The sequence below is a fragment of the Agrobacterium sp. LR_9 genome (assembly GCF_041954855.1).
GTDB classification, from domain to species: Bacteria; Pseudomonadota; Alphaproteobacteria; order Rhizobiales; family Rhizobiaceae; genus Agrobacterium; species Agrobacterium leguminum.
The window spans coordinates 59541-77803 of record NZ_JAVAYA010000017.1 but is presented as its reverse complement, the minus strand read 5'-3'; the positions used below and the strand labels follow the sequence as shown (position 1 = coordinate 77803).

The 18263-nt window shown below is 60.2% G+C and carries 18 protein-coding genes; 10 read left to right on the top strand and 8 right to left on the bottom strand.

Translation table 11 applies throughout. The features are described 5' to 3' along the window. Window positions 1-2 precede the first annotated feature (2 nt). Window positions 3-1199 (bottom strand): amino acid ABC transporter permease, encoded by a 1197-nt coding sequence (locus RAC79_RS18740; RefSeq protein ID WP_065655014.1) that lies wholly within the window; start codon window positions 1197-1199, stop codon window positions 3-5. A gap of 106 nt (window positions 1200-1305) precedes the next feature. Continuing rightward, window positions 1306-2328 (bottom strand): amino acid ABC transporter substrate-binding protein, encoded by a 1023-nt coding sequence (locus RAC79_RS18735; protein WP_065655015.1) that lies wholly within the window; start codon window positions 2326-2328, stop codon window positions 1306-1308. 376 nt (window positions 2329-2704) lie between these two features. Here RAC79_RS18735 and RAC79_RS18730 point away from each other — a divergent pair, with 376 nt between their 5' ends. Next, window positions 2705-3892: a cystathionine beta-lyase gene (locus RAC79_RS18730; RefSeq protein ID WP_174044343.1), complete on the top strand. Its 1188-nt coding sequence runs from the start codon at window positions 2705-2707 to the stop codon at window positions 3890-3892. A gap of 2 nt (window positions 3893-3894) precedes the next feature. Here RAC79_RS18730 and RAC79_RS18725 read toward each other — a convergent pair whose 3' ends face one another. Next, window positions 3895-5076, bottom strand: coding sequence for an FAD-dependent monooxygenase (locus tag RAC79_RS18725; protein WP_174039163.1), 1182 nt, complete (start codon window positions 5074-5076; stop codon window positions 3895-3897). A gap of 30 nt (window positions 5077-5106) precedes the next feature. Continuing rightward, on the bottom strand, window positions 5107-5352 hold the full coding sequence (locus tag RAC79_RS18720) for a zinc-finger domain-containing protein (protein ID WP_035261222.1): 246 nt from the start codon (window positions 5350-5352) through the stop codon (window positions 5107-5109). Window positions 5353-5522: 170 nt separating this feature from the next. On the opposite strand from RAC79_RS18720, the gene RAC79_RS18715 reads away from it, so the two are divergent. From RAC79_RS18715 to RAC79_RS18705, 3 genes are all read left to right on the top strand, one after another. Next, the gene (locus RAC79_RS18715) at window positions 5523-6299 is read left to right on the top strand and encodes an alpha/beta fold hydrolase (protein ID WP_065655040.1); all 777 of its coding nucleotides are present in this window, start codon (window positions 5523-5525) and stop codon (window positions 6297-6299) included. 202 nt (window positions 6300-6501) lie between these two features. After that, window positions 6502-7326, top strand: coding sequence for a serine O-acetyltransferase (gene cysE, locus RAC79_RS18710; RefSeq protein ID WP_065115719.1), 825 nt, complete (start codon window positions 6502-6504; stop codon window positions 7324-7326). 141 nt (window positions 7327-7467) lie between these two features. Further along, the gene (locus tag RAC79_RS18705) at window positions 7468-7671 is read left to right on the top strand and encodes a DUF3126 family protein (protein WP_003524869.1); all 204 of its coding nucleotides are present in this window, start codon (window positions 7468-7470) and stop codon (window positions 7669-7671) included. 55 nt (window positions 7672-7726) lie between these two features. Here the strand turns inward: RAC79_RS18705 and RAC79_RS18700 are convergent, their stop codons facing one another. Further along, the gene (locus RAC79_RS18700; protein WP_142845525.1) at window positions 7727-9121 is read right to left on the bottom strand and encodes a cytochrome P450; all 1395 of its coding nucleotides are present in this window, start codon (window positions 9119-9121) and stop codon (window positions 7727-7729) included. 111 nt (window positions 9122-9232) lie between these two features. Between RAC79_RS18700 and RAC79_RS18695 the strand changes: the two genes are divergently transcribed. Then, window positions 9233-9892, top strand: coding sequence for a TetR/AcrR family transcriptional regulator (locus RAC79_RS18695; protein ID WP_080856379.1), 660 nt, complete (start codon window positions 9233-9235; stop codon window positions 9890-9892). A 97-nt stretch (window positions 9893-9989) separates the two neighbouring features. Here RAC79_RS18695 and fdhA read toward each other — a convergent pair whose 3' ends face one another. Together fdhA and RAC79_RS18685 are read right to left on the bottom strand one after the other, a co-directional pair. Further along, on the bottom strand, window positions 9990-11180 hold the full coding sequence (gene fdhA / locus RAC79_RS18690) for a formaldehyde dehydrogenase, glutathione-independent (protein ID WP_003524961.1): 1191 nt from the start codon (window positions 11178-11180) through the stop codon (window positions 9990-9992). 161 nt (window positions 11181-11341) lie between these two features. Then, the gene (locus RAC79_RS18685; RefSeq protein ID WP_003524963.1) at window positions 11342-12214 is read right to left on the bottom strand and encodes an ATP-binding protein; all 873 of its coding nucleotides are present in this window, start codon (window positions 12212-12214) and stop codon (window positions 11342-11344) included. Window positions 12215-12420: 206 nt separating this feature from the next. Between RAC79_RS18685 and yajC the strand changes: the two genes are divergently transcribed. The 5 genes from yajC (at window position 12421) to RAC79_RS18660 (ending at window position 17287) form a co-directional block, all read left to right on the top strand. Next, on the top strand, window positions 12421-12768 hold the full coding sequence (gene yajC, locus RAC79_RS18680) for a preprotein translocase subunit YajC (RefSeq protein WP_003524964.1): 348 nt from the start codon (window positions 12421-12423) through the stop codon (window positions 12766-12768). A gap of 80 nt (window positions 12769-12848) precedes the next feature. Next, on the top strand, window positions 12849-15422 hold the full coding sequence (gene secDF / locus RAC79_RS18675) for a protein translocase subunit SecDF (protein ID WP_374997433.1): 2574 nt from the start codon (window positions 12849-12851) through the stop codon (window positions 15420-15422). Beyond that, complete coding sequence (locus RAC79_RS18670; protein WP_003524967.1) at window positions 15422-15814, top strand: Mth938-like domain-containing protein; 393 nt, start codon at window positions 15422-15424, stop codon at window positions 15812-15814. Before secDF ends, RAC79_RS18670 begins: the two co-directional genes overlap by 1 nt. 23 nt (window positions 15815-15837) lie before the next feature. After that, complete coding sequence (locus RAC79_RS18665; protein WP_174039162.1) at window positions 15838-16683, top strand: phytoene/squalene synthase family protein; 846 nt, start codon at window positions 15838-15840, stop codon at window positions 16681-16683. A gap of 145 nt (window positions 16684-16828) precedes the next feature. Beyond that, complete coding sequence (locus RAC79_RS18660; RefSeq protein ID WP_059753108.1) at window positions 16829-17287, top strand: hypothetical protein; 459 nt, start codon at window positions 16829-16831, stop codon at window positions 17285-17287. Window positions 17288-17307: 20 nt separating this feature from the next. On the opposite strand, the gene RAC79_RS18655 is transcribed toward RAC79_RS18660, so the two are convergent. Continuing rightward, the gene (locus tag RAC79_RS18655; RefSeq protein WP_174039191.1) at window positions 17308-18243 is read right to left on the bottom strand and encodes a DMT family transporter; all 936 of its coding nucleotides are present in this window, start codon (window positions 18241-18243) and stop codon (window positions 17308-17310) included. Window positions 18244-18263: the final 20 nt, after the last annotated feature.

The following is an 18263-nucleotide window of genomic DNA, read 5'->3' as shown; positions in this document are numbered from 1 at the left end:
CGTTATCGCTCCACCAGGGCCATTTTCGCATTGAACCAGTTCATGACCACGGCCGTGAGCAGGGACAGCGAGAGATAGATGACCAGCCAGATTGCAACGACTTCGACTGCCTGTCCCGTCTGGTTCAGGATCGTGCCGCCGACCGAGACGATGTCGGCGAAGCCGACAGCGACCGCAAGCGAGGAGTTCTTGGTCAGGTTGAGATACTGGCTCGTCAGCGGCGGGATGATGATGCGCATCGCCTGCGGAACGACGATCAGGCGCGTCGTGGTGCTGGAGCGAAGTCCCAGTGCATCCGCAGCTTCCGTCTGACCCTTCGCTACAGCCTTGATGCCGCCGCGAACGATTTCGGCGATAAAGGAGGCGGTATAGAAGGAAAGCGCCAGGAACAGCGACATGAATTCAGGTGCGACAACCGCGCCGCCCGACAGGTTGAACCGCCCGGCAATCGGATAGTCGAATGTCAGCGGCGCCCCGAGCGCCAGAAACGTCGCCAGCGGCAGGCCGATGATGAGAAGCGTCACCGTTATGCCGGTGCGGAACTGCTGTCCGGTTCTCTCCTGTCTGGCCTTCGCCCAGCGGTAAACGAAGACGCTGAGAACGATGGCGACCAGGAAGGCCAGCGGCACGAGCCAGGTGCCTTCTCCCCACAGCGGCTTGGGATAGAAGAAGCCGCGATTGTTGAGGTAGGCTCCAAGCGGAAGCTCGAGCGACTCGCGCGCCTGCGGCAGAACCGAGATGACGCCCTTGTACCAGAAGAAGATGACGAGCAGCGGCGGGATGTTGCGGAAGATTTCCACATAGGCCTGCGCGAGTTTCGAAATCAGCCAGTTATTGGACAGCCGGGCGATGCCGACGATGAAACCGATGATCGAGGCGGCGATGATGCCGAAAAATGCAACCTGGATCGTGTTGAGAATGCCAACGAGCAATGCCCGGCCATAGGTCGCGTCGCTGGTATAAGCGATCAGCGACTGGCCGATATCGAAACCGGCTCTTCCGTTGAGGAAGCCGAAGCCGGACGAGATGTTTGACCGTTGAAGATTGGTGATCGTATTCGTCACGATGATCCAGACGAAGGCGGCCAGGACGACGACTGTCAGGACCTGATAAAAAATGCCGCGTATGCGTGGATCGTAGATAAGTGACGACGCGCTTTGCGCGCGCGATCGTTGCGAACTGACCGCGTTGCCTGCCATAGGCACCTTTCCCTTTTATGTGCTCTTTGCGAGCTTATTTATATAATTTGAAGCGGAGGCCGGGCGTTGCCCAGCCTCCTTATGATCTAGCCGGTAATGGGGCCGATCAACGGACCGGCGGTGCGTATTGCAGGCCGCCCTTGGTCCAAAGCGCGTTCTGGCCACGCTCGATCTTCAGCGGAGAGCCAGCGCCGACGTTGCGGTCGAAGACTTCGCCGTAGTTACCCACCAGCTTGATGATGTTGTAGGCCCAGTCGTTGGTCACACCGAGATCGGTACCGATCTTGGTGCCTTCTTCCGTGCCGAGCAGGCGCTTCACGTCCGGATTGGCGCTGTTCTTCTGCTCATCGACATTCTTGGAGGTGATGCCAAGCTCTTCGGCGTTGACCATCGCATAGTGAACCCAGGTCACGATGTCGAACCACTGGTCGTCACCCTGGCGAACGGCCGGGCCAAGCGGCTCCTTGGAGATGACTTCCGGCAGAACGACGTTTTCGTCCGGGTTCTTGAGCTTCAGGCGGATCGCGTAAAGGCCAGACTGGTCAGTGGTGTAGACGTCGCAACGGCCAGCATCATAAGCAGAGGTCGCGTCGGCTTCCTTTTCGAAAACCACCGGGTTGTACTGCAGATTGTTGGTCTTGAAGTAGTCGGCGAGGTTGAGCTCCGTAGTTGTGCCGGTCTGCACGCAGACGGCGGCGCCGGAAAGCTCGAGAGCGGACTTCACGTTGAGGCTCTTCTTGGCGATGAAGCCCTGGCCGTCGTAGTAGTTGACGGTACGGAAGTTGAAGCCCAGCGACGTGTCGCGGCTGATCGTCCAAGTGGTGTTACGGGTCAGAACGTCGACTTCACCGGACTGGAGAGCCGGGAATCGGTCCTTGCTCGAAAGTGCGACGAACTTGGCCTTCGAAGGATCACCGAAAACCGCTGTGGCAATACCACGGCAATAGTCCACGTCGATACCGGACCATTCGCCCTTGTCATCGGGATTGGAGAATCCCGGAATGCCGGCGCTGACGCCGCAGGTGACGAAACCCTTGCCCTTCACATCCTGAAGCGTCGCAGCCGAAGCGACCGAGGCTCCTCCCAAAACTGCTGCGCCGATGGCGGCCGACAGAATTGCCTTTTTCATTTTTCCCAACCTTTGTTTGTTATCGTCACTTGGAAGGGGACCGGCATGTTTGTCTTCCCCAGCTCCCCCTTCAGCGAGATCTTTTTCGATCCGCTTTTTCTATCACAATCGCAATTGGCAGCGGGGTCAAGACGTGCGGGCAATAATTGTGCCTATAAAACGGAATTTTCCAAATTTTGGTCGGGAAGTGTGCAAAGGGTGAAAATATAAGCATATTTTTGCGGAAATTTGCACTTGCACAGTATTTGTATACTTCTTGTATTCTGATTGGCGATGCGTCAATCCGACCTGCCCAGGCGTCCCTGCGGGACTTGACCTTGCGTTGCGCTCTTAGCATTGTCGCACGCGTCAATGTTCCTTCGAAAGCTGATCTGAAATGACCAAGACAAATGACCTGCTTTCCGCCGCAGGTGTGAATACGCGCCTGACCCATGGCGGCAACGATCCCGCGGACTGTTTCGGTTTCGTCAATCCGCCCATCGTTCGCGGTTCGACCGTGCTTTTTCCCGACGCGGAGACGCTTTCGACCGAAAACCAGAAATATACCTATGGCACGCACGGCACGCCGACGACGGACGCTTTGTGCAATCTCGTCAACGAGCTGGAAGGGTCTGCCGGAACCATTCTCGTGCCCTCGGGCCTTGCGGCCATCACCGTGCCGTTCCTTGCCTATCTCGGCGCCGGCGATCATGCGCTGATCGTCGATTCCGTCTATTTTCCGACGCGCCGTTTCTGCAATACGATGCTGAAGAAGCTCGGTGTTGAGGTGGAATATTACGACCCGGCAATCGGGGAGGGCATTGAGGCTCTCATCCGGCCGAACACCAAGCTGGTACATCTGGAAGCGCCGGGCTCCAACACCTTCGAGATCCAGGATGTCAGGCTGATCACCGATATCGCTCACCGCCATGATTGCGTGGTGACGATGGACAATACCTGGGCGACTCCGCTTTATTTCAAGCCGCTCGATTTCGGCGTCGATGTCTCCATTCACGCCGCCACCAAATATCCCTCGGGTCATTCGGATGTGCTGATGGGCTTCGTTTCGGCCAATGAAAAGCACTGGAAGGCGCTTTATCAGGCCAATACCAATCTCGGCATCTGCGTCACCTCCGACGATGCCTACCAGATCCTGCGCGGCATGCGCACCATGGGAATAAGGCTGGAGCACCACCAGAAAAGCGCGCTCGATATTGCCACATGGCTGGAGAGCCGTGACGACGTCGTCCGTGTGCTGCATCCGGCGCTGCCGAGCTTTGCCGGGCACGAACTCTGGAAACGCGATTTCAAGGGCGCAAGCGGTGTCTTCTCCTTCGTGCTGAAGGCGGAAGAAGGCAAATACAAGCAGGCGGCGGCCGCCTTCCTCAATGCGCTGACCTTCTTCGGGCTCGGCTATTCCTGGGGCGGATACGAATCGCTTGCCGTTTCGGTCTCGCTTGTCGACAGAACCATCGCCAGGGGGCCCTCGGAAGGGCCGGTTATCCGCCTGCAGATCGGGCTTGAGGATATCGCCGACCTCAAGAAGGACCTTGAGGCCGGGTTTGCGGCAGCGGCCGGGGTTTGACCTCAGCCTTTGGCGCGATAGCCGTAGAGCCAGTCGAAGTCCTTCAGGAAGGCGTCGGTGGGGCGCGTGGAAAACACGAAGTCCCGCGCAATACGCACCGGGCCTGTCGCGTGATAGGCAAAACGATTGAGAGAGGCCCGTTTGCGGGCCTTTTCTATGCGCGGCAGGCGCAGGGCCTCGAAGCTGGCAAGGGCCTGCGGCAAGGGCAGGGGCTTTTCGGCATTGCCGCCTGCCGTCGCCCCCGCAAGTTCGAAAGCATCCTCTATCGCCATGGCCGCGCCTTGTGCGGCGAAGGGCATCATGGCATGCGCCGCATCGCCGATCAGCACCGTGTCGCGGTCATTGTGCCAGCGGCCCGGGCCGGCCTGATAGAGCGGCCAGAACGTCGGCTTCTCTGACGAATCGAGCAATCGGACGATATCCGGGCTGAAGCCGCGAAACTGTTCCAGCAACATGGCTTTCTGCCGCCCGCTCGATTCGGCCCGCCAGGTTGCGCCGGGGTCGGCACCCAGCGCGATGGCGACAATGTTGAAACCGCCGACTTCCTTCAGCGGATAGGCGACGATATGGCCGCCGGAACCGAGATAGGCGGTCACTGCGCTCTTGTTGATGGCTGACGGCACGTCATTTGCGGCAACGGTGAAGCGCCAGGCAATATTGCCGGAGAAGGTGGCTTTGGGGGCGGAAGGGACCGCGAAGCGGGCCGCCGACCAGACACCGTCCGCGCCGACGATCAGATCATGGTCACGGAAGGTGGTTGCGGCAATCACGTCCACCGTCGCGTTTTCGATGCGCTTGCCGAGATGCAGGCGGCAGAGCGGGTTGCGTGTCACCGCCTGGAGAAGCGCATTCTGCAGCGTCGAGCGGTGCAGCACGCCATAGGGTGCGCCCCAGCGTGTGCGCGCCACCGCGCCCATCGGCAGCGAGAGCAGCGTGGCAAGCGATTTTCCGGAGGCGAGTTCAACGCTGACCGGTTCGGTCCAGCGTGCCTCGATTTCCGGCAGCACGCCGAGTTCGGCGAGAATGCGTGCGGCATTGGGCGAGAGTTGCAGGCCTGCGCCCACTTCCGTCAGCTCACCGGCCTGCTCGATGATGTCACAGTCGATACCGTACCGGGCAAAGGAAAGGGCAGCGGTGAGACCGGCGATGCCGGCACCGACAATGGCTACGGATTTGATGGGCATTGGTGCGCCCCGATCAGGAAAAGTGGAAGGTCAGGCGGCCTTCACATGGAAGACGCAGCCCGGAGGATTGGTCTGCTCGGCCTTCAGCGACGGATTGTAGCGGTAAAGGGTGGAGCAGTAGGAACAGACCTTCTCGTTGTCGTCGCCCATATCGATGAAGATATGCGGATGATCGTAAGGAACGGAAGCGCCGGTGCACATGAATTCCTTGACGCCGATCTCGATCATGCGGTGTCCGCCATCGTTCTGGAAGTGGGGAATGGAATGCCCGGCCATGTTCGTCTCCAAATGCAATATCGTTACCGAGCCGCAATCCGTCTTCGCGTGCCGGCTCGTCGTTGCGGATATGTAGCCTCAAACGCATTGCATCTCCATAAAAATCGTCAGCAAAACATGTTCAACATTGCTAATTCCTGCCATATGGTCCGGCAAAAAGGATGTCCTTGATGAATCTCAACACGCCGCAGTTTTCCGATTTTTCCCATGACGGCCTTCGCCTTGCCTATTTCGACGAGGGCGATCCGGCGGGCGAACCGGTTCTGCTGATCCACGGCTTCGCCTCCAGCGCCAATGTCAACTGGGTGCATCCCGGCTGGCTGAAAACATTGGGGGATGCGGGCTACCGGGTGATAGCCATCGACAATCGCGGCCACGGCGCAAGCGACAAGCCGCACGATTCCGAAGCCTATTATCCTCCGGTCATGGCCGGGGATGCGGTGGCGCTGCTCAACCATCTCGGCATCGCCGAAGCGCATGTGATGGGCTATTCCATGGGCGCGCGCATTTCCGCCTTCCTTGCCATGGCGCATCCGGAGCGCGTGCGTTCGCTGGTCTTCGGCGGGCTCGGCATCGGCATGGTCGAAGGTGTCGGCGACTGGGACCCGATTGCCGAGGCGCTTCTCGCACCTTCGCTCGATGTCGTCACCCACGAGCGCGGCCGCATGTTCCGCGCCTTTGCTGACCAGACGAAAAGCGACCGGCTGGCGCTGGCCGCCTGTATCGAGACGTCGCGGGTTCTCGTCACCCGCGAACAGGCTGGGAAAATCGATGCGCCAACGCTGATAGCGGTTGGAACGAAGGACGATATCGCCGGTTCCGCTGCGGAGCTTGCCGCGATCATGCCGCATGCGCGGGCGATCGATATCCCCGGCCGCGACCACATGCTGGCCGTTGGCGACCGGGTGTTCAAGGCGGCGGTGCTGGAATTTTACCGCTCGCTTTGATCAGGAGCATTTTCAGGAAAAGTGGAGCCCGGTTTTCCGTCCGGAAATGTGGCAACGCTGACGGCACGGCAAGAAACGGTTTTTCATGCTGCATGAAGAAAAACTGAAGCCTTGCCGCCTTTAAAGTCGTCATTCGAATCCCATTTCTAATGCACGTCTTTTTCTGTATAAAGAACGACCACTGCAAACGAGGAGACCATTCATGGTCGCACGTACCGAGGCCCGTCAGCCCGAACAGCTGGCGATCGTCGATCCCATCTGGGGCAGCCTGCTCAATGAAGCCCGCAGCGCCGCGGCACAGGACCCGCTGCTTTCGGCCTTCCTTTATTCGACGATCCTCAATCACCGGTCTCTCGAAGAATGTGTGATCTACCGCATCTGCGAACTCCTCGATCATCCCGACATGCAGGCCGTGCTTCTGCGCCAGACCTTCCAGGACATGCTGGATGACTGGCCGGAATGGGGAAGCGTGCTGCGCGTCGACATTCAGGCCGTTTACGACCGCGATCCGGCCTGCACGCGCTTCATGGAGCCGCTCCTCTATTTCAAGGGGTTCCAGGCCATCCAGACCCACAGGCTCGCCCACTGGCTGCTGCAGAAGGGCCGCAAGGACTTCGCGTTTTACCTGCAAAGCCGCTCCTCGAGCATTTTCCAGACGGATATCAATCCGGCCGCGCGCATCGGCAAGGGCATCTTCCTCGATCATGCCACCGGGCTGGTGGTCGGCGAGACCGCCGTGATCGGCGACAACGTCTCCATCCTCCACGGCGTCACGCTCGGCGGCACCGGCAAGGAAGGCGCGGACCGCCATCCGAAGATCGCCAATGGCGTGATGATCGGGGCGGGGGCGAAAATCCTCGGCAATATCGAGATCGGCAGCTGCTCGCGCATCGCCGCCGGCTCGGTGGTGCTGAAGCCGGTTCCGCCCAAGACGACCGTTGCCGGCGTGCCGGCGCGTGTGGTGGGAGAAGCAGGGTGTTCCGAACCCTCGCGCCTGATGGACCAGCTTATCGGGGCCGATATCTGACCGGCCCTGTCGCGCCCCGATGGGGCCGGCATTTTCACGGTCGTCCGTGTGGAAGACACGGATGACTTGCCGCTTTCACTTTACTTTGGCCTTTGTCCCATGCCAAAAGCGGGCCAACGCGAACCGCACAGGAGAATAGTGGTGAAAGCCGACGAAATCAAAAAACTCGACGCCTATTTCAAGCGCACCTTCAACCCGACGATGGTGGTCAAGGCGCGTCCGCGCAAGGACGATTCCGCCGAAGTGTATCTTGGCGAAGAGTTTCTCGGCGTCGTTTATATCGATGACGAAGACGGCGACCGCTCCTACAACTTCTCCATGGCGATCCTCGACGTCGATCTGTAATCGTCACCATCCGGTGACGGATGGAGTTTCGCACTGAACCAGTCGCCCGTGGCGGTTACGCCGCGGGCGATTTGTTTTTTCGGCTGCTGACCTGCATCATCAGGCGGTTTTCCGGCCGCAACGTGACCCGCATCAGCGGCTCCGTATTTCCCGGGCTTTTGTTCCTGAGGTGGTCGTTCTGCAAAAGAACGGCAAGGATCGCAACAGCCTCCATCATGGCAAAGGCATTGCCGATGCAGACGCGCGGGCCGGCGCCGAAGGGCATATAGGCATAGCGGTGGCGCGCCTTGACCTTTTCAGGCTGGAAGCGTGACGGGTCGAAGCGGTCGGGTTCTTCCCACAGTGTTGTGTGCCGGTGGACGGCGTAGATCGGCACATAAAGAACGGTGCCGGCCGGGATATCGTGTTCGCCGAGCCTGAAGTCCTGCAATGCCGTGCGTGTCACGACAGGGGCGGGCGGGTAAAGCCGCATCGCTTCCGAAAATACCTGTCTGGTATAGGTCAGGCGGGCGATATGGTCGGCCGCGACCGGTTCACCGGCGGTAACGGCTTCAATCTCGTCGATGACCTTGCGCTCCACGTCGCTGTTTTGCGAGAGCAGATGGAAGGTCCAGGCAAGGCCGAGGGCCGTGGTTTCATGACCGGCGGTGATGAAGGTCAGGAGATTGTCGATGATTTCCGTGTCGCTCATCATGCGCCCCGTTTCCGGATCTTTCGCTTCGAGCAGCATGGAAACCAGATCGTTCCTCTCGATCGGATTTTGTCGCCTTTCGGAAATGACGGTTGCAAGGCTGGAGCGAAGATAGTCCACCGCCGCGCGCGCCTTGCGCCGGCCCGGATGCGGAAGCCATTCCGGTGCGCCCAGCATGGCGAGTGCGAAGGTCCAGCCCGTGGGTTTCAGATAATCGGTGATGCTTTGCTCGACGCGGGCTATATCGATGCCGTGGCCGCCGGACATCATGGTTTCGACGATGATATCGAAGGTCGTCCGCATCATCTCATGGCCGATATCGATGTCGCCGGCGGGCGATGCGTGCCAGCGCTGTTGCGTGCGGCGCGCGGCGTCGATCATGACCGGCAGCAATTCCAGCAGCTTCTCGTGCCGGAATGCTGCGGCGACGGATTGCCTTTGCCACTTCCAGTGATCGCCATCGGCCGTCAGAAGTCCCTGGCCGAGCGCGGGGCCGAGGGCGCGGCGCACATCTTCGCCCTTGCCGAGCAGATGGGCGTTCTTGACAAGCGCCTCATGAATAAGCGCGGGATCGGCAAGATGAACCCGCATGACGCCGCCGAGACGGGTAAAGACCGCCGGCTCGCTGAAAATTTCCGGCGGCAGAGCCTTCAGCGGATTGCGGATGAGCGACAGCGCGACGCGGGCGGTTGCGAATTTGGAGACGGGAGCGATTCCGGGCGTATCCGGGGAGGCGGTGCGAAGGTCGGTTCCGGTCATTTTACAGGTCCTTTGTCCGCGTTGAACACTTACATTTCCTGTTAAGGTGTATACCTTATTGTGGGTATTTAAGGTGCATACCTTAGATTTCAATGGTCGGGTTCGAAATCAATGAAGAAAAGCAGTACCGCGCGGACGGCAGCACGTCCCACACGCCAGAGAATTCTCGACGCCGCTCTTACTCTGTTTAACGAGCGCGGGCCTGACCATGTGACGACCGCCGAAATCGCAAGGGCGGTGGAGATCAATGAGGGCAATCTCTATTATCACTTCCGCACCAAGGAAGCACTGGTTCTAGCGCTGTTTGCCCGGTTCGAAGCCGATGCGCTGGCAATTGTCGGAAAGATTGACGGGGCCGATGAGGGAGCGGCGGCAACCTATGCCGGTTTTCTGCGGCTATGGTTTTCGCTGGTGTGGGACTACCGGTTCCTGTTTCGCGATCTGGTCGGTCTTGTCTCTTCCGCCCCGGCGCTGGTGGAGCCCGTGCGAACCATAAGCGCCGCGATGCGCCTTGCCGTCGGCGATATCGTCGCGCGCATGGAGAAAGCGGGCCTCGCTGCGATACCGGAGGAAGAACGGCCTGCCGTTTTGACGAACCTATGGATCGTCTCCACCTATTGGGCGTCCTATCTCAACCTTCAGGAAGGCATCACCGAGTTCGGTCCGCCGCAGCTGGACTGGGGATTGAAGCAGGTCTCAAGCCTGTTCAGGCCCTATCTCTCCCCGGAAGCGAAAGCCGAGCTGGAGGCGCTGCTGGTAGGGGAGCCGTAAGTTTCACCGGGTAGTGACAGGGCCGGAAAACAGGGACGCCCGCGACGATATCCGTCGCGGGCGCCTTTACAATTATCAGCCATATGCCGCTGAAGTATCAGGCAGCCTTCAACAGATCGCCATGCGGATCGAGGACGAACTTGGTGGCCGCGCCCTGATCGAAGCTTTCATAGCCCTGCACCGCATCGTCGAGCGCAATGATCTTGGCGTTGACGATATCGGCAATCGGCAGGCGGTCGTGCAGGATCGCCTGCATGAGCTGGCGGTTATATTTCAGCACCGGCGTCTGTCCGGTGTGGAAGGATTGCGCTTTTGCCCAGCCGAGGCCGAAGCGCAGCGACAGGCTGCCCTGTTTCGCCGCCGCATCCACCGCGCCGGGGTCTTCGGTGACGTAGAGGCCCGGAATGCCGATGGAGCCGGCGGCGCGGGTGATTTCCATCATCTGGTTGAGAACGATGGCCGGCTGTTCGCCGCCCGCATGGCCGCGCGCTTCGAAGCCGACGGCGTCGATGGCGCTATCCACCTCGTTGGTGCCGACGATTTCGGCGATCATGTCGCCCAGCCGGTCGCCCTTGGAAAGATCGACGGGTTCAAAACCGACTTTTGCCGCGTGCGCAAGGCGATCCTTGTTGAAATCGCCGATCATGACGACCGCAGCACCGAGAATGCGGGCGGATGCGGCGGCGGCAAGGCCGACCGGGCCGGCGCCCGCAACATAGACCGTGGAGCCGACGCCGACGCCCGCCTTGACGGCGCCATGGAAGCCGGTCGGCAGAATGTCGGACAGCATGGTGAGGTCGCGGATCTTCGACATCGCCTTGTCGCGGTCCGGGAACTTCAGCAGGTTGAAATCGGCATAGGGGATGGTGACATAGCGGGCCTGTCCGCCGATCCAGCCGCCCATATCGACATAACCGTACGCGCCGCCGGCGCGGGACGGGTTCACCGTCAGGCAGACGCCGGTATCCTGCGACTTGCAGCAACGGCAGCGGCCGCAGGCGACGTTGAAGGGCACCGAGACGATATCGCCAATTTCCAGCATCTCGACATCGACGCCTTTTTCGATGACTTCACCGGTGATCTCATGGCCGAGGACGAGGCCCGGCATCGCCGTGGTGCGGCCGCGTACCATATGCTGGTCGGAGCCGCAGATATTGGTGGAAATCACCTTGAGAATGACGCCGTGCTCGATGCGGCGGCCATCCGGCGCCTCAAGCTTCGGGTCATCGATATCGCGAACCTCGACCTGACCCGGCCGCATGTAGACGACGCCTCTGTTCCTGCTCATATCCATCTCCTCCATGGTTTGAACACCGTACCTGTCCGCTCCTCCGGAAACAGGTGACTCCATGGGTGCAGCAAACCATGTGAGGGGAGATGTGGCGTTCGGGAATACGACACGCGGTGTGGTCGTAACGACACCGCGTTTCGCCCGATGTCACGGTGGCGTTATCTGTCGAGCGGTTTTCTGAGGCGGCCGGCGGCGTCCTGAATATATTGCCAGGCGACACGGCCCGAGCGGCCGCCGCGCGTGGTCGCCCATTCCAGCGCCTCGTGATGCAGCGTTTCGCGGTCAAGACCCAGATCGAAATGCGCCGCATAGCTGTCGATCATCGTCAGATAATCTTCCTGGCCGCATTTGTGGAAACCGAGCCACAGGCCGAAACGGTCCGAGAGCGAAACCTTCTCCTCCACCGCTTCCGAAGGGTTGATGGCGGTGGACTGCTCGTTTTCCATCATGTGGCGCGGCAGAAGATGGCGGCGGTTGGAGGTCGCATAAAACAGCACATTGTCCGGCCGGCCTTCGATGCCGCCGTCCAGCGCCGCCTTCAGCGATTTATAGGCCGTATCGTCATGGTCGAAGGAGAGGTCGTCGCAGAAGACGATGACGCGATGGCCGGAGGCCTTCAATATATCGAGCAAAGCGGGCAGGGTGTGGATGTCCTCGCGGTGCACTTCCACCAGTTTCAGCGAAACGCCGCTTGCCGCGCGCACATCTTCGTGAACGGCCTTGACCAGCGAGGATTTGCCCATGCCGCGCGCACCCCACAACAGCACGTTATTCGCGGCAAAACCTTCCGCGAAACGCAGCGTGTTTTCGTGGAGAATGTCGCGGACGTGGTCGACGCCACGGATGAGCTTCAGGGCGATGCGGTTGGGGCGGGGAACCGGCTGGATAAAGGAGTTGACTGGCGCCCAGACGAAACAATCGGCCGCATTCCAGTCGTTTACGGCGGGCGCCGGCCCGGCCAGACGTTCCACGGCGATGGTGAGCCGGCGCAGTTCTGAAAGAAGCAGGGAGGCCGTTTCTTCTCGAATCATGGTGTTTCTTCCGCTTGTCTGGTGTTCAAAACTCTGTTTTGCGCCCGGCCTAGCATGGCGTTTCAGGCCCATAAAGGTTAAGAGGTCCGGAATCGGTACGGCGTGGGCCCTGCATCTGTTGCAATCCCGGCGTTCCCCACTATATTCCGGCGGCTTGAAAGCTGGGGCGGCATCCAAGGTCGTGCCGTAATTCTGAGGAGTTTTATATGTTCATTAGTCAAGCTTTTGCCCAGGACGCAGCGGGCGGCGCATCGGCCTTCGGTTCCGGCCTTGAGATGCTTTTCCTGTTTGCGCCGCTTATGGTGGTCTGGTACTTTTTCCTTATCCGCCCGCAGCGCGCGCAGATGAAGAAGCGCCAGGAAACGCTGACCAATATTCGCCGTGGCGATCAGGTCGTTCTCGGCGGCGGCATCGTCGGCAAGGTGACCAAGGTCATCGATGACAATGAACTCGAAGTCGAAATCGCCGAAGGCGTGAAAATCCGTGCCGCCCGTGCCTACATCGCCGAAGTGCGTGTGAAGGGCGAAGTGGTCAAGACGGAAGCCGCTTCCTGATCCTGCCGGATTATCGAATGCCCGATTGCGAATTTTGACGGGTTGCGCAAAGCGCTACCCCAACCCTGACCGAGATCGAAATGCTTCATTTTTCCCGTTGGAAAACAGTCTTCATCTGGCTGCTTGTGCTGGCAAGCGTCTTCATCGCTTCTCCCAACCTGTTTACGGACAAACAGCTGGAGGGCATGCCTGCCTGGTACAAGGACAACAAGGTAACGCTCGGTCTCGACCTTCAGGGCGGTTCGCACATCATGCTCAAGATCGAGCGTTCCGACATCGTCAAGGAACGGCTTGAAACGATCGTGGGTGATGTGCGCACGCAGCTTCGCGACGCCAACATCCGCTATTCGGGGCTGACCGGCAACGGCCAGCAGATTCAGGTCCGCATCAGCGATCCCGCTCAGGTGGAAGCCGCCAAGAACGCGCTTCGCGACCTGACGCAGCCGGTGTCCGCCGGCACGCTGGTCGGCGGCTCCATCACCGAAGTGACGATGAATGACGGCGGCGACAATCTGCTCAGGCTCAACCTGACGGATGAAGGCATCGACTACCGCCTGTCATCCGCCGTTTCGCAATCCATCGAAGTCGTGCGCCGTCGCGTTGACGAAGTCGGCACCACCGAGCCGCTCATCCAGCGTCAGGGTTCGGACCGCATCATCGTGCAGGTGCCTGGCCTTCAGGATCCGCAGCGCCTGAAGTCGCTTCTGAACCAGACGGCAAAGCTCTCCTTCCGCATGGTCGATACGACGATGCCGGTGCAGGAGGCGATGAACGGCCGTCCGCCCGCGACCTCCGAGGTTCTCTATTCGCAGGACGATCCGCCGGTTCCCTATCTGGTGGAACGTCGCGCGCTTGTTTCCGGCGACAATCTCGTCGACGCGCAGGCAAGCTTCAACCAGCAGACCAACGAGCCGGTCGTTACCTTCCGCTTCGACAGCCGCGGTGCGCAGCGCTTCGCGCAGGCGACGCAGCAGAATGTCGGCAAGCCTTTCGCCATCGTTCTCGATAACCAGGTCATTTCCGCACCTGTCATCCGCGAGCCGATCATCGGCGGTTCGGGGCAGATTTCGGGTAATTTCTCGGTGCAGGGCGCCAACGATCTCGCGGTCCTGCTGCGCGCCGGTGCGCTGCCGGCCACGCTGACCGTGGTTGAAGAACGCACCGTCGGCCCGAGCCTCGGTAACGACTCCATCACCGCCGGCCTGACGGCCAGCGCCATCGGCGCCGTTGGAGTCCTCATCTTCATGTTCGTCTTTTATGGCTTCTTCGGCCTGCTGGCGAACATCGCCCTCATCGTCAACGTCATCATGCTGCTCGCTGTGTTGAGTGTGATCGGATCGACGCTGACCTTGCCGGGTATTGCCGGTATCGTCTTGACCATCGGCATGGCTGTGGATTCGAACGTTCTGATCTATGAGCGAATACGCGAGGAGGTGAAGAGCGGTAAACCGCTGATCCAGTCATTGGATAACGGCTTCACCCGCGCCTTTGCGACCATTATCGACGCCAACCTGACGACGCTGATCGTGGCAAGCGTGCTGTTCTACATGGGCACCGGTCCGGTGAAGGGCTTCGCAGTCACGCTGGCCGTCGGTATCATCACGACCGTCTTCACGGCCTATACGCTAACAGCGTGGATGTTCGGCTACTGGGTTCGCCGCAGCCGTCCGAAGCACCTGCCGAAGGGTGTCCGCACCGCCATGTTCGACGGTCGCGACATTCCCTTCATGCGTTATCGCCGCGTGGTGTTCATGATCACCGGCGCTATCATGCTCGCCTGCGTCGGCGGTTTCGTGGCCAAGGGTCTGAACCTCGGCATCGATTTCCAGGGCGGTTCGGTCATCGAAGTGCGCGCCAAGCAGGATGAAGCCGATCTCGCCGATATTCGCGATCGTCTGAACCAGCTCAACCTCGGTGAAATACAGGCGCAGAATTTCGGTACGCCGCAGGATGTTCTCATCCGCATTCAGGCGCAGGACGGCGGCGAAAATGCCGAGCAGTCCGCCATCACCATGGTGCGCGGCGAGCTTGAGGACAAATACGACTTCCGCCGCGTGGAAGTCGTGGGTCCTGCCGTGTCTGGCGACCTGACCGTTACGTCCACCATCGGCGTTATGCTCGCCATGGCGGCGATCATGGTCTACATCTGGGTTCGCTTCGAGTGGCAGTTTGCACTCGGCGCGGTCATCTCCATGGTGCACGACGTGGTCTTCACGATCGGACTGTTCGTCTTCCTTGGGATAGAGTTCAATCTGACCAGTATCGCGGCGATCCTTACGATCATCGGTTATTCACTGAACGACACCGTCGTCATCTACGACCGTGTCCGTGAAAACCTCAGGCGATACAAGAAGATGCCGCTTTCCATGATCATCGACGTGTCGCTGAACCAGACGCTGTCGCGCACGATCCTCACAGGTCTGACCGTGCTTCTGGCACTGCTGGCGCTGTATCTCTTCGGCGGCGAGGTCATCCGTTCCTTCACCTTCGCCATGCTGTTCGGTGTCGGTATCGGCGTGTTCTCCTCGGTCTACATCGCCGCTCCAGTGCTGATCGCCTTCAAGCTGCGTCCTGATAGCAAGGATGCGGAAGACGAGAAGGACGACAAGAAAGAAAACAACACCGGCGCCATTGGCGGCAAGCCTGCCGTCTGATGGCCGGCGGGATTGAAATACGCCCGGCCCATTTTCCCGGCCGGGCGCCCATCGATGCCTATGGCAATGGCGGGTTCCGTTTTGCCGACATGTCGCATCGCGGTTCGCTTCTGCTCCTGCCTTCGGGCATCTATGGGTGGGAGCCTGTCGATGCGAAAGAACTGACGGTCGGACATTTCGAAAAGGTTCTGGCGGAAGCGCAGGATATCGAAGTGCTGCTGATCGGCACGGGCGACGGCATGCGGGTTCTGCCGAAGGAATTGCGCGCCGCCTTCAAGGAGGCGGGCATTTCGGTGGATCCGATGAGCACGGGGGCTGCCGTGCGCACCTATAATATCATGCTGTCGGAATCGCGCGCCGTGGCTGCGGCGCTGATTGCCGTCGAAGGCTGACAGGACGTTTCGCGCGGGGAACCATGGCACCCACAGAAAATCTCGACGTCTGCCTCGCGACGCTGCGCGATACCGATCGCGACCGCTATCTCGCCTGTCTTCTGTCGCCTGCCGACAGGCGTAATGCGCTTGCCGCGCTATACGCCTTCAATGCCGAAATAGCCCGCATCCGCGATTCCGTGCGCGAAGCGCTGCCCGGCGAGGTGCGCATGCAATGGTGGCGCGATCTTCTCGACGGCAATCCACATGGCGACAGCCAATCCCACCCGGTGGCAGCAGCGCTTTTGACGACGATCGAGCACTATCGCCTGCCGCGCCCGGTTCTCGCCAATATGATCGAGGCGCGTATCTTCGATCTCTATGACGACCTGTTCGAGGATCGCAATGCGCTGGAAGGTTATGCCGGAGAGACCGCATCCGCATTGATCCAGCTTGCAAGCCTCGTGCTTTCCGCTGAAGACGCCGCATCCAGCGCGGAGGCGGCAGGGCACGCGGGCGTGGCGCAGGCCATGGCGGGCATGCTGCTGCTCATGCCGCTGCACCGGCGTCGCGGGCAGGTCTATATTCCCGCCGATATGCTGGCTGCGGCCGGGCTCGACCGCGAAACATTTCTTGAAGGGCAGGACAGGCAGCGCATCGGCATCGCCATCGAAATTTTCGCGGCCCATGCGCTGGATCATATTGAGAAGGCGAGACGCGCGAAGATTTCAAAAAATGTCTTTGCCGCCTATCTTCCCGTCGCCCTCTCCGCGCCGGTCATCGCTGCCGCGAGAAAGGCTGGGAGCGGCGTATTCGACGGAGACCTGCAACTGTCGCAGCTTCGCCGGCAATGGCTGCTGGCAAAGGCTTCCTTCCTCAAGCGTTTCTGACGGTGCGGACCGTGCCAGGCTGCGAAACGACGTCGATCCCGCAAAGCCACACTTCACACAAGCCTCGGCCTATATGAACCTGAACCGAGTTCGCATCGTTTCGATTCGCGAATCTTGATGTTTCGATGCTGAGGGAGCGTCCCGGATGAGTATTGCGATCTGGATTATCGTTTTCGTGCTGCTTTCGGTCTTCGCTGTTTATGCCTGGCGCATGTCGCGGGCGACGGATGAGGATAACAGTCATGATGTGGGGCAGGCGATCATGGATTTCGCCCGCGCCTTTCCCAATGAGGCGATCAGAAGTCTGCATATGACGGCGGATGGCGGTGCAGCCTTCGTGCGGCTGCACGACAACAAAGCCGGCTTCATGCGCAATATGGGATCGCATTATGTGTGCGTGATGATCGATCCCGAGCGGATCCGGGTCGAAAGTCTTGAAAGCGGCGACGGTTTCGTCGTCACCTTTTTCGACATGCCGAAATATAGCGGCTCATACCGGTTCAAATCGGCCGGAGAGGCGGCCGAGGTTTCCCTCTGGCTGCTCGGCAGTCTCGTGGAGGCGCAGGACCATCACGACGAAGGCCCGCTGCCCTCGAACGGTTGAGGCACGTCAGGTGTCGGCTGTCACTGCCCGTCAAGCGGCGGGTTCGCACCGGCCTGCTGGCGCTCGCGCCAGATGATGAACAGGCCGGATGCGACGATGATGAGGATGCCGAGCCATTTCGACGGCGTCGGGAAATCCGAAAACAGCGCATAACCGAGGATCGTCGCCGAGATGATCTCGAAATACTGGAACGGCGCCAGCAGAGAGAGCGGCGCCAGCCGGAAGGCCCTGACGATCAGCAGGTGCATGTAGCCGGATATCGACCCCAACAATACGAGCAGGGCAAGTGCGAAGCCGGATTGCGGCAGCGAGACGGCAAAATCCTTGTCGCCCAGCGCATCGCCGGCGAAAAGTGCGGCCCCCATGAACACTGTTCCCGCAATGCCCGACATTGTCTGCATGACAAGCGGGCTGTCGGCATCGCCGATGGCGCGGTTCAGGAAGAGGTAGAGCGTATAAAGAAAGGCGCAGGCGACCGGCAGGAGCGATGTCCAGCCGAAGATTTCGAAACTCGGCTGAATGACGATCAGGGCGCCGCCGAAGCCGACCGCAATCGCTGTCCAGCGCTTCCAGCCCACCTTGTCGCCGAGGAAGAGGGCCGACATCATCGTCAGCATGAAAGGCTCGACGAAATAGATCGCGAAGACATCGGCGAGCGGCATGTATTTGACGGCGGCGAAAAACATCAGGCTGGCCGAGGCGTGCAGGACGCCACGCAGGCAGTTCATCCACGGTCGTTTGGCGCTGAACAGCGCCCTGTGCGACACCACCAGCAGCAGCGGCAGGGTGCAGAGCACCTGGAAAAAGAAGCGGTAGAAGGTCACCTGCGCCGGCGACATGCCGCCGCTCACCGCCATATATTTGGCAATCGCATCCATGACCGGCAGCACCAGCATGCAACCCGCCATGATGGTCATGCCCTTGGCGATATCGTTGAAACCGGTCTGGCTGGTCATGGATCGGGGAGTCATGGGTC

Coding starts and splice junctions, on each gene's coding strand:
- RAC79_RS18735 (WP_065655015.1), bottom strand. CDS start 2,328: ATGAAAAAGGCAATTCTGTCGGCCGCCATCGGCGCAGCAGTTTTGGGA.
- RAC79_RS18725 (WP_174039163.1), bottom strand. CDS start 5,076: ATGCCCATCAAATCCGTAGCCATTGTCGGTGCCGGCATCGCCGGTCTC.
- RAC79_RS18715 (WP_065655040.1), top strand. CDS start 5,523: ATGAATCTCAACACGCCGCAGTTTTCCGATTTTTCCCATGACGGCCTT.
- RAC79_RS18740 (WP_065655014.1), bottom strand. CDS start 1,199: ATGGCAGGCAACGCGGTCAGTTCGCAACGATCGCGCGCGCAAAGCGCG.
- RAC79_RS18730 (WP_174044343.1), top strand. CDS start 2,705: ATGACCAAGACAAATGACCTGCTTTCCGCCGCAGGTGTGAATACGCGC.
- RAC79_RS18670 (WP_003524967.1), top strand. CDS start 15,422: ATGGCCGGCGGGATTGAAATACGCCCGGCCCATTTTCCCGGCCGGGCG.
- RAC79_RS18665 (WP_174039162.1), top strand. CDS start 15,838: ATGGCACCCACAGAAAATCTCGACGTCTGCCTCGCGACGCTGCGCGAT.
- secDF (WP_374997433.1), top strand. CDS start 12,849: ATGCTTCATTTTTCCCGTTGGAAAACAGTCTTCATCTGGCTGCTTGTG.
- RAC79_RS18660 (WP_059753108.1), top strand. CDS start 16,829: ATGAGTATTGCGATCTGGATTATCGTTTTCGTGCTGCTTTCGGTCTTC.
- yajC (WP_003524964.1), top strand. CDS start 12,421: ATGTTCATTAGTCAAGCTTTTGCCCAGGACGCAGCGGGCGGCGCATCG.
- fdhA (WP_003524961.1), bottom strand. CDS start 11,180: ATGAGCAGGAACAGAGGCGTCGTCTACATGCGGCCGGGTCAGGTCGAG.
- cysE (WP_065115719.1), top strand. CDS start 6,502: ATGGTCGCACGTACCGAGGCCCGTCAGCCCGAACAGCTGGCGATCGTC.
- RAC79_RS18700 (WP_142845525.1), bottom strand. CDS start 9,121: ATGACCGGAACCGACCTTCGCACCGCCTCCCCGGATACGCCCGGAATC.
- RAC79_RS18695 (WP_080856379.1), top strand. CDS start 9,233: ATGAAGAAAAGCAGTACCGCGCGGACGGCAGCACGTCCCACACGCCAG.
- RAC79_RS18720 (WP_035261222.1), bottom strand. CDS start 5,352: ATGGCCGGGCATTCCATTCCCCACTTCCAGAACGATGGCGGACACCGC.
- RAC79_RS18655 (WP_174039191.1), bottom strand. CDS start 18,243: ATGACCAGCCAGACCGGTTTCAACGATATCGCCAAGGGCATGACCATC.
- RAC79_RS18685 (WP_003524963.1), bottom strand. CDS start 12,214: ATGATTCGAGAAGAAACGGCCTCCCTGCTTCTTTCAGAACTGCGCCGG.